This is a genomic window from Undibacterium sp. GW821-FHT07F11 (genome assembly GCF_059418665.1).
The window spans coordinates 237179-250848 of record NZ_JBWKQH010000010.1; the positions used below are offsets into that span (position 1 = coordinate 237179).

At 49.0% G+C, this 13670-nt stretch carries 19 protein-coding genes; 15 read left to right on the forward strand and 4 right to left on the reverse strand.

The window, feature by feature from the left end; genetic code table 11:
- Positions 1–86 precede the first annotated feature (86 nt).
- The 3 genes from AC07OI_RS24155 to AC07OI_RS24165 all read right to left on the reverse strand — a co-directional run bounded on the left by AC07OI_RS24155 (position 87) and on the right by AC07OI_RS24165 (position 1417).
- Positions 87–488 carry a hypothetical protein gene (locus tag AC07OI_RS24155; protein ID WP_495258986.1) on the reverse strand — a complete coding sequence of 134 codons (402 nt, stop codon included), beginning with the start codon at positions 486–488 and terminating at the stop codon, positions 87–89.
- Positions 489–688: 200 nt separating this feature from the next.
- Positions 689–1189, reverse strand: a complete 501-nt coding sequence (locus tag AC07OI_RS24160) for a hypothetical protein (protein WP_495258987.1) — start codon at positions 1187–1189, stop codon at positions 689–691.
- A gap of 21 nt (positions 1190–1210) precedes the next feature.
- Positions 1211–1417, reverse strand: coding sequence for a hypothetical protein (locus AC07OI_RS24165; protein ID WP_495258988.1), 207 nt, complete (start codon positions 1415–1417; stop codon positions 1211–1213).
- A 95-nt stretch (positions 1418–1512) separates the two neighbouring features.
- Here AC07OI_RS24165 and AC07OI_RS24170 point away from each other — a divergent pair, with 95 nt between their 5' ends.
- The 5 genes from AC07OI_RS24170 to AC07OI_RS24190 are packed head-to-tail and all read left to right on the forward strand — an operon-like array spanning position 1513 to position 4643.
- Positions 1513–2220, forward strand: a complete 708-nt coding sequence (locus AC07OI_RS24170) for an XRE family transcriptional regulator (RefSeq protein ID WP_495258989.1) — start codon at positions 1513–1515, stop codon at positions 2218–2220.
- Between the two features lie 38 nt (positions 2221–2258).
- Entirely contained in the window at positions 2259–2594 is a 336-nt protein-coding gene (locus AC07OI_RS24175; RefSeq protein WP_495258990.1) for a zinc ribbon domain-containing protein, read from the forward strand.
- A gap of 1 nt (position 2595) precedes the next feature.
- Positions 2596–2895 carry an HNH endonuclease signature motif containing protein gene (locus tag AC07OI_RS24180; protein ID WP_495258991.1) on the forward strand — a complete coding sequence of 100 codons (300 nt, stop codon included), beginning with the start codon at positions 2596–2598 and terminating at the stop codon, positions 2893–2895.
- Complete coding sequence (locus AC07OI_RS24185; protein ID WP_495258992.1) at positions 2892–3785, forward strand: hypothetical protein; 894 nt, start codon at positions 2892–2894, stop codon at positions 3783–3785. The genes AC07OI_RS24180 and AC07OI_RS24185 overlap by 4 nt, the downstream gene beginning before the upstream one ends.
- A gap of 30 nt (positions 3786–3815) precedes the next feature.
- Positions 3816–4643 (forward strand): hypothetical protein, encoded by an 828-nt coding sequence (locus AC07OI_RS24190; RefSeq protein ID WP_495258993.1) that lies wholly within the window; start codon positions 3816–3818, stop codon positions 4641–4643.
- A 55-nt stretch (positions 4644–4698) separates the two neighbouring features.
- On the opposite strand, the gene AC07OI_RS24195 is transcribed toward AC07OI_RS24190, so the two are convergent.
- Positions 4699–5544, reverse strand: a complete 846-nt coding sequence (locus AC07OI_RS24195; protein ID WP_495258994.1) for an LAPAL motif-containing putative phage structural protein — start codon at positions 5542–5544, stop codon at positions 4699–4701.
- Between the two features lie 787 nt (positions 5545–6331).
- Between AC07OI_RS24195 and AC07OI_RS24200 the strand changes: the two genes are divergently transcribed.
- The 10 genes from AC07OI_RS24200 to AC07OI_RS24245 all read left to right on the forward strand — a co-directional run bounded on the left by AC07OI_RS24200 (position 6332) and on the right by AC07OI_RS24245 (position 13663).
- Positions 6332–6577: a helix-turn-helix domain-containing protein gene (locus tag AC07OI_RS24200; protein ID WP_495258995.1), complete on the forward strand. Its 246-nt coding sequence runs from the start codon at positions 6332–6334 to the stop codon at positions 6575–6577.
- Positions 6578–6670: 93 nt separating this feature from the next.
- Positions 6671–7018: a hypothetical protein gene (locus AC07OI_RS24205; RefSeq protein ID WP_495258996.1), complete on the forward strand. Its 348-nt coding sequence runs from the start codon at positions 6671–6673 to the stop codon at positions 7016–7018.
- A gap of 191 nt (positions 7019–7209) precedes the next feature.
- On the forward strand, positions 7210–7923 hold the full coding sequence (locus AC07OI_RS24210) for a hypothetical protein (protein ID WP_495258997.1): 714 nt from the start codon (positions 7210–7212) through the stop codon (positions 7921–7923).
- Positions 7924–8497: 574 nt separating this feature from the next.
- A complete protein-coding gene (locus tag AC07OI_RS24215; protein WP_495258998.1) occupies positions 8498–9112 on the forward strand; it encodes a hypothetical protein in 615 nt (204 codons plus the stop codon).
- 300 nt (positions 9113–9412) lie between these two features.
- A complete protein-coding gene (locus AC07OI_RS24220) occupies positions 9413–10111 on the forward strand; it encodes a hypothetical protein (RefSeq protein ID WP_495258999.1) in 699 nt (232 codons plus the stop codon).
- 2 nt (positions 10112–10113) lie between these two features.
- Complete coding sequence (locus AC07OI_RS24225) at positions 10114–11025, forward strand: recombination-associated protein RdgC (protein ID WP_495259000.1); 912 nt, start codon at positions 10114–10116, stop codon at positions 11023–11025.
- Between the two features lie 7 nt (positions 11026–11032).
- Positions 11033–11356, forward strand: coding sequence for a VVA0879 family protein (locus tag AC07OI_RS24230; protein ID WP_495259001.1), 324 nt, complete (start codon positions 11033–11035; stop codon positions 11354–11356).
- Between the two features lie 2 nt (positions 11357–11358).
- Complete coding sequence (locus AC07OI_RS24235) at positions 11359–11706, forward strand: hypothetical protein (protein WP_495259002.1); 348 nt, start codon at positions 11359–11361, stop codon at positions 11704–11706.
- Between the two features lie 92 nt (positions 11707–11798).
- The gene (locus AC07OI_RS24240) at positions 11799–12725 is read left to right on the forward strand and encodes an SUMF1/EgtB/PvdO family nonheme iron enzyme (RefSeq protein WP_495259003.1); all 927 of its coding nucleotides are present in this window, start codon (positions 11799–11801) and stop codon (positions 12723–12725) included.
- Between the two features lie 68 nt (positions 12726–12793).
- Positions 12794–13663: an SUMF1/EgtB/PvdO family nonheme iron enzyme gene (locus tag AC07OI_RS24245; protein WP_495259004.1), complete on the forward strand. Its 870-nt coding sequence runs from the start codon at positions 12794–12796 to the stop codon at positions 13661–13663.
- Positions 13664–13670: the final 7 nt, after the last annotated feature.

Genomic DNA, 13670 nt, shown 5'->3' on the forward strand with positions numbered 1-13670 from the left:
CATTGAAGAAGGCGCAATGGTCTTATTCGTGTTGTTTGCGATGTGTCGTTCGGCTGTGCGTGCAGACGGATCAAAGAGGCTTGTGCTCATGTAGGCCTCCGACCTTGGATGATGTCGCGCAGCAGTGCATTTTCTTGGCGATGTCGGTCGCATTCTTCTTCCATCATGCGCAGACGTTTCGCCATCTCAGATTCACGTTTGCGCAAGGATTCCAGGTCGTAACCCCGTTGGTGCAACATCCAAAGGATTGGTGCGTCATTGCCACAAACATCCATCAAGCGCTGAAACTTAGGCCAAACGATGCCCTCGGTGCCGGCGAGCCAACGAGAGAACTGTGCCTTATCGACCTCCAATTCTTGTTGCAGCTCTTTATCAAGGGCAAAGCCACCCAGCTCGGCACACAATTCCATCGCGGAACCAAGGGTTTGCTTACGAGCGATTTCATCTGCTCTAACCTCGATTGGAATGGGTAATTGCTTTTGGTTCATATTTCCTCGCAACAAAGTTGAGAGCAGTTGAGTGGCTCAAATTGGTAAAAAAAATCAAACTACATACATCGAATAAGGCGGGAGATTCCCAACATGTACAATCAAAGTCCCTCAACAATGATTCTTCTGAAAGGAATCTCCCATGGACTATCAAGAACTACTGTTTGCTGCAGAAGTACGAAGAATTGCTCTTGCAGAAGTCATCCGACAGCACGCACCGACAAACTCTCCCCATCAGGCGCCACCGCTCTCCTAATAGCGCGATTCACTTCGTCTTGGCTCTGTAGGGATGCCTGGATTAATATCAATAGGTCTGTCTGCTTCTTTAGTTCCGCCAGCGATGACGGAACTTCTTCGGCACCTGGCACAAACAGTTTTTCTTCGGAAGTCATTTCAACAGGCGTGCCAGTACCATTGGCGTGGTTACCCACTTGCCTCAGTCGTTTGTCTATCGCTATTGAAATTGCTGGATTCGCTTCGCAAACCCCGAGAATCACTTCATACAAGACCGTGGCCGCCTGCTGCTCTATGTGCGCTCGTAACCGTGCAGATGATTCCGCGCTGAGTAACGGGCCATCTGAAATGCCCAATGCTTTGAGGTCAGTGCCCAGCATTTCTGCAAGATTTTCGCTGACGGGTGCGTTTGAAAGCACCATGCATGCGGCACGGAGCTTTCCTTTCCAGGTGGGGTTTGCGGACATGATAGGGTTCCTCAAGCACAATCAAAGGATGCTATTTTTTTTCTTCGGATCGATTCCGGAGACGCCTGGAAGGAACAATTCAGGATGTGCAAGTTTCTGCTTCGGTGGAATTCCACGCGTCATCCAATTTTGAACGCGTTGAACCCCGCCGCGGGCTTTGTCAAGATTCAACAACTCCGCAACCTTTGCAGGCCCACCCAAATGAATAATGATTTCTTTGTCTTCCATGATGCTCAATTAAACACCATGTTTAAATCAAAAGCAAACAATTTGTTTAACAAACTTACGATTACTTAGGTAATCATATTGTTATGCATGATCAAATGAAAAGACTTTACGACGCTGCATTCAGCCTTAGGGGTTTAACCGGGCAGACTGAAGTAGCAAGATTTTTAAATATGTCACCCCAAACTCTTAATAATTGGGAGGCTCGCGGCATTTCCAAAGCTGGCATTTTGACAATCACCAAATTATTAAACGTAAGTCCTGTTTGGCTATCGGATGGAGGAGAAGGGGCTCCCATTGTGTATGGCAGCCCAGACCAATATAGCGACAGCGGTAATTCATTGTTTAGCTTTGCGGAGATAGCTGAAGATAACGATCCTGAATTAATCGAAGTAAGAATGGTCAAGTTGAAACTCCGTGCAGGAATAACAGGATTCAAAATAGAACCAGATACGAATGATGGAAGGCCAATTAAATTTGAAAAAACTTGGCTGCAAGCAAAGGGGTTGTTCTCTGAAGACCTTTTAGCAATGAAGGTTTCAGGATCAAGTATGCATCCTTTTGTCCCGGAGGGAGCTACAGTAGTTATTAATACTGCAGATAAAAAAATGAAGGATGGTAAAATTTTCGCATTCAATTATGAAGGCGAAGTTGTCATCAAGCGCCTGCAAAGAGATATTGGTGAGTGGTTTTTAGTTTCTGACAACTTGGATCAACGCAGTTTTCCGCCGAAACGGTGCAGAGGAGCGGAGTGCATAATAATTGGTCGTATTGTGCATATGCAAGTTGATCAGATATTTGATTAGCTCCATTTATTTGGTTCATCATTAAAGAGGAACATCTGATGGCATTGATTAACTGTAATGAATGCGGCAAAAGTGTATCTGACACCGCTGCGACGTGCCCTCACTGCGGATATGCACACCCAGCGCAAAACAAAGAGGATAAAGCAATCATAGATCAGTTTTCGAAAATTGCTCAGACAGCTCGACTTGGTGGGTTTGCCTTCTTTTCCGGTCTGGCCTGGCTTGTCATAGCAGGTATATCTGGACGAGAAACTTTAGAAATCGCGTGGCCCTATGCTAAATGGCTGATCGGCGGTGGTGCCTTTTGGTACGTACTAGCAGAAATCGACAGAAATTTGAGCGTAAGAAAACTAAAAAAACAATCCAAAAATTGAAATGAAGCTTGCCATTCTCTTGTTGTTGAGCGTGGGCCTTGGCTGCACTTCTGTTGTTGATGCAAAAATTCCTCGCAGCGCAGCTGCCAAAGCCGCATTCCAGCGCCAGTTCCCCTGCCCTGCTACTGGTCAGCATCGAGGTAAATGCCCTGGCTACCAGATTGACCATAGAATTCCTTTGAAATGCGGTGGTGCAGACCGGCCAGACAATATGCAGTGGCTATCAATTGAAGATCATAAGGCAAAGACCCGGCGAGAGGCCAAACTCTGCAGGTCGAAATCGTCAGGCATACAAAAATGAAAACTGAAACTGGCATTGAATTGGATATCGTCAGCGCATCGGGGGAGGATTATCCCACTGTGTCGGCGCAAAGTGAGTTGGAGCTTGACCGCGATCTCTCAACCTTTGAAGAAAATATCGGTATTTTTAGCGATCTCATCACGAAGGCGGAGCTATTGTGCATGGAGGATGGCTTTGGCGAAATTCAAATGTCAAAGATTGCCATCCATATTGGCGATATGAATTCAATCCGTCGCGAACTTGATAAGCAACAGAGCGACGGCGTTAAAGCCTTTGGAACAGAACATTTCTTGGTGAAGCGCCTTCAGGGGGTTATTTATAGATCACACCTATTGTCTGCCCTGCTGCAAATCAAGATAGATGCTTTTAAACGAAGTAGAAACGACAATAGCAATACTCCGCCTCCCGTTGACAATTCTAGACAACAGACCGATGATGAAGGAATGGAGAAACGAGTTGAACAGCTAGAAAAGGACATGTCCGTGGTCAAGACGGATGTGGCTGTTATTCGCTCAAATTATGCGACAAAGCTTGATATCAACGAATTGAAGCAAGAATTAAAATCGGATATTCATGCCATTCATCTTCAAATTACTGATTTAAGGCAAGATTCCCAAAGGGGCATCCACTCCCTGGAAAGTCAGTCAAAGGATGGAGTGACCTCAATCAGGCAAGAACTGACGTCCAACATTGCTGATATGAAACAGGACATTAAAGCACTGGAAGTCACTCTGACTAAATGGTTTGTAGCAACTGGAATAGGTATCGTCCTTGGTTTTGGTGGCTTATTTCTTGCAATAGCCACAAAACCTGCCATAACCACCCAGCAAACTAGTGCATCAGCCGCACCGGCACCATTACCTCAAAAGCCAGCTCAACCTGCTCAGTAAGATATTTTGTAAATTACGAAAGACAAGTCTATGTCCACCCTCTTTGCATGGGCAAAACCTGCTTTTTTCAGGGGATCGGTACTGGATCATACCTGGGTTACCGACTATGACAACCGGGTGGATAAATACCAGGATATCAACGAGGTTGTGGCAAATGGTAAAAACTATTGGTACAGCTGGGGTGACTATCATATACTGGGTTCAACACCACTGTTGCCTGATGGATTTGTTTGTGCTGACAACGGCTTGATTTCATTGGCAAAATGCCTGTGCCTACCAAATATTCCTTCGTCAGCGAACTTAAAAGCACGGGGAACGATCTATAACTATGGGGTTGATGGAGTTTGTCATCAACTCACAAACCAGATTCTGGCTGCCACAGACAGTAAATTGAAGGTGAATAAAGTCCGTGGATATAGTTTTACATCCTTATTTTTTGGTGAATATGGTCATAATGAGGATAAGTTTTGGAAGCATAAGTTTGCTGATTGCAACGCGCAACCAGGAAGCTACCGCTCATGTATTATGGGCTTTAAGGAGGTTCACATGGACCGACATATTGATTCGTTTGAGGCACGTGCACGCGAAGTACTCTCGGGAAAGTCAAATCAGCATAAGCTGCAAAGGGTGCTGGAATTGCGCCGCACTCAGCAAAGCTACTTTTCCAAACTATCTGACAATATCGACGCCGACAGGGTCAGGTATCCGTCTGCAGATGAACTCAACGCAAAATACACTGAGTTCCTGAATCAGTTCGCTGAGCTGCTTGGCCCTGTCGCCTTTCAAACACTCTTCGATGTCCCTCCTGGCACGGAAATCAAACTGGTTGACGAGTCTCAGTTAAGGACTGCTGCATAGTGTTTTGACCTGGCCTGTTCAAATCCACAACAACCCGCTTCGGCGGGTTTTTACTTTATAGCAAAGGGAATTGTGCACTACCCTGTCGATGTTCGATAACCTTCAGGATGCTGCGTTCAATCTCGAACTTCGCGCCGGATCTCTTTTGGAGAAGGCGCACGTCCACTATAAGCATATCTCCTTTGCCAAAGCGCTCACCACCATTAATCCGGTCGAGGAAGTCTTGATCCTGCATTTCAACGAAAAAGGACTGAGACCCATCTGACAACTTCCATTTATTACCATCCTTAAACGACGGGCTTTCAATTGTGAACCCCATCCTCGTCACATTATCTGCAACTGTTTCTGATGCTGCCACGGGAAGGAAATATTGCGCTTCTTCACGGGTGGCCTGGGCAATAGTCTCTATCGGACTCTCCAGGCTGATGCTTTGCATACCCTCAGTTGCCATGGCTTGCCTGATGAACTTATCAGCTGCCTCAGACGCCTTTTCGTTCAGCACCAGAGTAAGTGATTGGGTTTGCACCTGGATCACATTGCCAGCGTTATTCGTGACAGTTACTGTCTGCTCAGCATGTTGAACGCCTTTCGGTGGACTTCCCTTCAGATGTTTCCAAAGAGAAAAAGCACCTTTGATGACTGTCATCAACTGGTCAGCCGGCACGGTGGTAAGGATCGTCGCAGCCTGGCCACCTATGCTGAAAAGCAGATGAGTCGCAAATGACCCCTTCGCAAACCCGGTCACCTCGGCATGCGCCGTTGCTTGCTCACCGAAAGTCGCTTTTGTCGCCACCACCATGAATTCAGAGAAGGCAATCATATTGGCGGAAGCTGCGTAGACGTCCATGCGCCCGTCATCGACAGCCAGGCCAGAGTACTTAAGAGTGAGTGAGGTTTCCATATGTTCATCATATCAAAGTCCAAACATAAGTAGATAAATTTATCGAATGAACGATTTGTTGATTACAACTATATCCAGAATCTGTTGATTTTTTTCAATTTATATAACCAACAAATCTATCGCAAAACAAAGTGTTTTAAACAAAATGTTTGCATTCAAATTAAACATAGTGTTTAATGGAGTCACTGCAGCAGAAGAATATTACAAGCTGATCCGCTAAACAAACCGATTTAGCAAATTAAAAGTTCTTTGAAAATTTGAGATTTAGGAGAGGGTGATCTGCTTTAGGGTGGCCCTGACGGTTTTAAGGCCGTCAGGGTTTTTCCTAGGTAACGATGAGTAAGATGATCAATACCAAATGCGTCAAACATTTGGCAAGATCAACTTTCAAATCCACCTTCACTGCAACGGTAACTTTCATGGCATAGCCCTTGAAAGCCCGTGGCCACGGGCAATTAGCCCTGGATTTGTTTCGCGCCGTGCCTGGCGCTAGCGAGTCGTCATCTAGAATCACTCTTCGCACCGTTTTGCCTTTTCCCAGACGCGGGACGTGGCTCTACGGTCGGCTAGCACACATTCACTTACTGTACTTCGTGCACAGCACGCCAGGCCTAGCCTGGTAGCACTCACAAGGGTTTGCGTGTTCACCTTTAGCGGGGTATCACTCCCGCAGCCGGAATTGATAGTTCCGGTGGAAGAAGTATAGCAAAGCTTATCGCCCTCCCCTAAATCTCTTATTTCAAAGTCCAGCCAATCCCGGCAAACCCTAACTTGATTTGGAGATGTCATGAACGCCCAAACCTTACTGATCGAAGGCCTGAAAAGACTGCACAGCCTGAAAAACGATGCAGAGCTCGCTCGCCGCCTGGGGGTTGCGCCTCCAGTTATCAGCAAGATGCAGCATGGAAAATTGCCGATCGGTGATTCCTTCCTGATCCGTATCCATGACGCATTCGACAACATGCCCATCACAGCGATTCGTGCCCTGTATATCAAAGCTGAAGAACCGCCGCCCACGGTAACGACTCAGTAACCAGGCTTCTTGCGAGCCTGAGCGCACACAGGTCCATGGGGGACATGGTTAATGCCATTTCACCATTACTAGTTTGTTTTTTTCGAGGTTGTCATGGCACATACATCTACTCCCTGGCTGCAAGTAAAGCAATTCCCAAATTTGTTGGCAACACAGGCAAATCCACGTTTGTCATTGCTGGGCTTGGATCAAGAAGGTGCCGCTTGTTTTCACAACGAAGATGACTGTGAACTTGCTGTGCGTGCTGTCAATACCCACGCAAGTTTGATGTCCGAACTGGATAAGGCTGGTCGGATGCTTGCTGCTATTTTGCAAGAACTCAGCCCACGTCAAAAAACTACCTTGCATGCCAAATTTGAAGCCATGGGTGTCCACGGTGAAAGCCTGATGCGTGCGAACGAGCGCGACCAGGTACTTCGTAACGCCGCAAAACGTCTCTAACAGTAACCCTCGCGCCCTCGATGGGCGGCGTAACCGGCGATCGTCAGGGGTCAATGGAATTACGTGTCTATACCCTGGCCGCCGTGGAAGCGCAAGAACACTACTTACGGGTAAGCCCGTGCACCTGGCGCCAGGATAGCGCGTCTGCTGGACGAGAGTAACCAGCAACCCTTTTGATACAGGAGATTTCGATGAGTGAGCAAGCTGCAGCGGCAATTGAAGTCCGCGCAAATGAATTTGTTGTGGTGCCCGAAGTGACTTTGCCTAATGGGACAGTAGTTCCATCGTTTGCAGTCGGCAAATACATCACTGGCCGTGTAGAAGATCAGTTGTCTATTTCAGAAAATGCTACACCCTGGACTCGCATCAATTTCCATGATTCCAAGGCAGAAGCAGAAAAAGCCGGTATGAAGTTGATCACTGAACTCCAGTATCTGGCCATCGCTCACGATATCGCCAATCAGGACATCAATTGGTCTGGTGGCAAAGTCGGCGAAGGCTTCATTTACCAGGGCTTGCACTTAGGTACCGTACGTGAAGCAAAGGCAGGCAGCTATGTTCCTTCCGAAGCAGCTGAGCGCCGCTGGCATCAACTGTCGAATGGAGAGCAGGTCTTCGACTTCGCGGGCAATTGTTTTACCTGGGTGTTTGATGATGTCCAGGGCGATGACAATGGCTTGGTCGCGAAAGAGTTTGATGAAAATACACCTTCATTGACTACTGCCCCATACCCATCAAGGAAGAATGGGACTGGCTGGCGCCCTGATGCTGGCGATGATTGGTCCGGCGGTGCGCTCGTGCGGGGCGGCTGCTGGGTCTCGGGCGACCGTGCGGGCGTCTTCCGTCTCCTCATCGGCGATCCGCACTTCGGGGACGTCAGCGTCGGCTTCCGCTGCACCAAATAGCTCGGGTACCTTGTAACTGGCTTCCGGTCACGGCGTAGCTGTGACCCGTTGACAGTAATAAATGGCATGGCTGGCAAACCCAGCCACCACAGGAAAGAGGGGGCGCTGCAAAACGGTCTTCCCGAGATATGCGTAGTACCGAACGACCGAGATCGCATATCAAAGAAGGGTGAATTCCTCTTTTTTCCTGTGGTGAATGTTCCGTGCAATGTGCTCTGTTGGGTAAGCAAACATAACCGGCGTGGCAACCGGAAGCCGCAATTGCCTGGCATCAGAAAGCAGTCTGGACTAGTTGAGTCGGCTAGTTACCGACCACCACAACATTTTTGAACAGGAGAGTCAGATGACACGCACGAAACCAATACGCGCATACCTGTACTGGAGGCGCAATCAGTTTTCAAAATATTCTGCGCTGTTTCTCGCCTTGAAACATGGGATGCCAGGCAAATGACTTTCTTGAAAAACGTCTTTTTCTTCCGTCGACTCGGCCATAGCTGGCGGGTCTCATGGAAGAAAGATCGCAACACAATTTAGCACTACTAATTATTCCTAATTTTATTCTGGGGTATCCAAAATGAGTAATCCAGCAGCAATATCCGCCTTAGTGCGGGGCGACGTAGGCAATTTCTTGGTTGCTTCCACTCCAGGTGGCATTGAGCGGCAAGAAAAACAGGGGCAAATAACTTTCGTGGCCAACTCAACCATTCCGAAAGAATGTGATCGTGGTCAGACGCGCGCGCAACTGGAAGAAATTGGTATCAAGTTTCATGGCGATGCAGATGACCTGTTTGTCAATGTGACCCTCCCTGATGGTTGGACCAAACGTGCAACAGAACACTCCATGTGGTCTGAGTTGCTTGATGAACAAGGTCGTGTGCGTGCGCGAATGTTCTACAAAGCTGCCTTCTATGACCGGAAAGCATCCATCGGACTGGAAAGCCGTCTCAAAATAGACGCGTTTTGCCCATGTGATGAACTGGGTAACTCTGTCGATGAATCACTGACCCATAAAAGATCAGAGCACGTACGCATTCGAATTCGTGATTATGGCAATGGCAATGAAATCCACAGCGTTGGATTTTGCAGAAGGGACGAATACGAAAAACATCAAAACCTTGAGAACCTGGCTACGGCGTGGCTTGTCGATAAATTTCCTCTGTTCCAAAACCCAACAGCCTATTGGGATTGATTCTCACGGTAGTCGGCACATTCATACAACCATCAAATCGAACCAGACGCATATGAGCAGACATTTATCAGCAAATCAGGCAAAGACCAGCGCGCAGCTCCAAGCATCATGCGACAAGTTCAACAAAGCACATCCAGTAGGGACTGGTGTCAGCGTGCTGTTGGACGGCGGCGAAGTGCGCAAGACGGTCACAAGGAGCGAGGCGCACGTTCTGAGCGGGCACAGCGCAGTTATTTGGCTGGAAGGCGTCAGTGGTTGCTATTTGCTTGATCGCGTTACAGCTATGCCATCGGAGGCGTCATGAGCACCGCCTGCACTCAAGAGCGATTTCTGCGTGATATCGCCAATCATGAAATGAACGTGATCCGCGATGACGGGGTGAACCGGCATATCCGCTTCAAACAACCGGATAGCAGCAACATGTACTTCGATCTGATCACTTGGCCTGGCTTCCTTTGCTACACCGGTGACATGGGCACATACGTGTTCCAGCGCACAAACGACATGTTCGGATTTTTCCGCAAGGGTGGGCGCCTGGATAGTATCGATCACCACTACTGGGCCGAGAAGGTTGAGGCAGCTGACCGCGAAGGCGTGCGCGAATTCAGCCATGCGAAGTTTCAGGCCATGGTGCGCTCATGGGTCGATGACAGCGAAGATGACGAAAAGCCGTGCACCGATGACGCAGAAGCAGTAGCAAGACACGCGGCAGCCTATGCAGAATTGCGCGCCGCTGTCGAGTCTGACGTTACCAGCGCGGACGATAACTCGACCAGATGCTACGACGCCGCGACCGACTTCCGCCACAACGGCGACGCCTGGCAGGAATTCCACGGCCAGAACGCCGAGTTCGAATTTTCCGACGTGTGGGACGGGTTCGACTTCGCGACGAAGGAATACACGTTCCGTTTCCTGTGGTGCTGCTTTGCACTGGCTTGGGGAATTCAACAATACGATGCTGTGAAAGAAGCGGCGAAAATCGAAGAAATGGCGGTCTAATCATGTGGTTTAAAAATCTTCAGGTATTCAGGCTGACCACCAGTTGGGACATATTGCCAAGCGACTTGCATCAGCAATTGTCACGCGTGCCATTTACAGAGTGTGGCTCCAATGAGTTTCAAACTCAAGGCTGGGATGCGCCCCGGGCAAGCGACATGTTGGTTCATTCTGTCAATGGCAATTTCTTGCTGAAGTTGTCAAAAGAAAAGAAGCTACTCCCCTCCTCTGTTATCAACCAGGTGACCAAGGCGCGGGCTCTTGAAATTGAGGAAGAGCAAGGCTTTGCACCTGGCCGTAAAGCAGTCAAGGATTTAAAAGAACGCATAACTGAAGAACTTTTGCCGCGTGCATTTGCTGTAAAAAGCTCGACTTCAGTATGGATTGACCCAGTGAATCGCTGGTTGGTCATTGACGCATCCAGCCCGTCGACCGCTGACGAAGTAATCAAGCTCCTGCTGAAATGCTGCGACAAATTGCCGCTGGAAGGCCTGCGCACAGCGATATCGCCACAATCCGCCATGACTAGCTGGCTGGCGGGAAATGAAGCGCCCAAGGGCTTCACGATCGACCAGGATACCGAACTCAAGTCTTCGACTGAAGATAAGGCCACCGTACGCTATGTGCGCTACACGCTGGAACCAGATGACACCTTGAAACACATCACAGCCGGCAAGCAATGCACAAAGCTGGCTCTTACCTGGGATGACAAGGTCAGTTTCGTTTTGACCGACACGCTGCAGATTCGCCGGGTTCGCCCTCTTGATGTGTTGGAAGAAGGCAAGGAGGTATGCAGCAATTCAGAAGAGCGTTTTGATGCTGACTTTGTGCTGATGGCTGGCGAACTGGCCAAGATGCTTGATGACATCACGTTTGCACTTGGTGGTGAACTCTCGGACTCAGCAAATCGCGCCTGAGGTCAGCATGAAGATTATCACGATGACACTTGCGGAATGGGAAGAAGAAGGCGAATTGCGTTTCGGCCAAGACCGGTCAAATTGGAAATTCGTCTGCCCTTCTTGCGGAAACATTGCATCTGCCAGGGAATGGCGTGCGGCGAAAGCTTCAGATAGTGCGATCGGTACCGTATGCATTGGACGCTTTACAGGATCCAAGAAAGAAATCGGCGACCAGTCTGGCGGTCCTTGCAGTTACGGTACCACGAAAAAAAACAATCTTTGCCCAGTGCGCGTGCTGGATGACGGCGAAAGTCGTAGCGCATTTAACTTTGCCCCAAAAGAGGAATAACCATGGATCTGGAAACTGCCAAAGAAATTAACTCACTGTGTGCCGCTCACTACTTCTTTCAGATTGGGTTGAGCAAGGCGCCCAGCAGTATCGCTGAATACAGTCTGTCTGAACTCATCCAAGCGAGGGACATGATCAATCAAGAAAATGAGAATGCACCGGTTATAGAAGGTACAAAAACCTTCTATACCACATGCGATGACCGTTTTCTTGCAGCCCTATATGCAACTTATCACTATGCCGGCAATGAGGGTGATGACTTCGAACCCGTCGCTATTACTTCTGATTTTCGCGTGATGGCAGTGCTGCAGTTGCCATCCGCTCCGGAACGCCAGCCTTTGGCGGCATAGCAATACCAAATTAGTCAGCAGTTAGCCGATAAGCATCCGCTTCAGAACATCGATAGGCTTTTTTTATTCTTTCTCACACATAGACAGGAGTCATGATGAGTGCAGTTCTCGATGAATCACCAATCGATCAAACAAAGATCGGTCTTTACAACAAGTTCAATGTATCCCGCACTGACGGCTCCAGTCTGCCAGGTGGCAAGCATGAGAAGGATGAGTACTTTGTTCTGAATCTGACCACGGACAAGCACGCCATTCCATCGCTGGCTGCTTATGCCCGCTCTTGCGCCGCTGAATACCCTGCCCTGGCAAATGATCTGCGCGCAAAACTCAGCTCACTTCGCAAGAATGAGTTTGTGACCGTGCCTGAAGTCACTTTGACTAATGGCACTGTAGTGCCGTCGTTCCAAGTGGGAAAGTACACTTCCGGCAATGAGGATGGTCAGTTATTGATCTCTCAAGAAGCACAACCCTGGGTAGAAATCAATTTTCATGATGCCAAGGCAGAAGCAGAAAAAGCGGGTTTGAAATTGATCACTGAGCTCCAGTACCTGGCCATCGCACATGATATTGCCAATCAAGATATCAACTGGTCTGGCGGCAAGGTCGGTGAAGGATTTATTTATCAAGGCCTGCATCGCGGTACGGTCGATGAAGCTCAAGCAGGCAGTTACGTTTCGTCAGACGAGACAGAGCGCCGCTGGCACCAGTTGTCAAATGGCGAGAAGGTGTTTGACTTCGCAGGGAATTGCTACAGCTGGGTATTTGATGATGTCCAGGGTGATATCAATGGCCTTGTCGCATCCACCATCAGTACAGAATCCCCCTCCCTGGCAACAGCGCCATTCAAGTCATATGAAAAGGGTATGGGCTGGCGTCCATCAAACAGTGTGAATTGGTCCGGCTATGCGCTCGTGCGGGGCGGCTGCTGGTACTCGGGCGGCGATGCGGGCGTCTTCAATCTCCTCTACGGCGGTCCGCTCTGCGAGCTCGGCAGCGTCGGCTTCCGCTGCACCAAATAGCTCGGGTACCTGGTAACTGGCCTCCGGTCACGGCGTAGCTGTGACTCTATTGAAAGTATGGAGTTGAAATGAAAATCGAACTTATTCAAGAGCAGACATTCACCGTGAAAGCCGGTGGCAAGGCAATCCGTGGGATGGTTCAAACCGATGCATGGGAAGGACTGATCAAACTGCAGGATTCAACCGGCAATAGTCTGATCTTGAATGACGGCGTGATTGTTAGGGGTTCAATAGATCTGATATCAGCGCTGGCGCCGACAGCGAGTAGCTTCGTCCAGGTGCCCGAAACCAAATTGCCGAATGGCTTGACCGTACCTGCTTTCCAAGTAGCGCAATACATTTCGACCAAGACAAATGAAGGTCGCATTGGTTTTGATGTTACCAGCATGCCATGGGTGAATATCAACTATTTCGATGCGATAAAGGCCTGCAAAGAAGCTGGTTACAGCTTGATCACTGAAACGCAATGGCTTGCCATTGCCTGGAATCTTTCTCAACAGGATTGCAATTGGACTGGCGGCAAGGTTGGCGAAGGTGATCTGTACCAGGGCATCCGTAATGGCGGCGGTGCAAGACCTGCAGGGTATCTCCCTGACGATGCTAACACCAAGCGCTGGATGACACTTTCAAACGGTCAACAGGTTTGTGATTTCAATGGAAATGTCTTCCAGTGGGTGTTTGATGATATCCAAGGCGATGAAAAAGGCGTGATTGTAAAGGCTTTCGATAGTAGTTCCCCATCGTTGACTGTTCCGCCTTATCCATCAAGGATAAAAGGCACTGGTTGGCGCCCGGATTCTGGTGCCAATTGGTCCGGCGATGCGCTCGTGCGGGGCGGCTGCTGGAGCTCGGACGTCCTTGCGGGCGTCTTCCGTCTCGGCGACGGCGTTCCGCACTTCGGGTCCGACGTCATCGGCTTCCGCTGCACCCTACCCTAATTCTGGA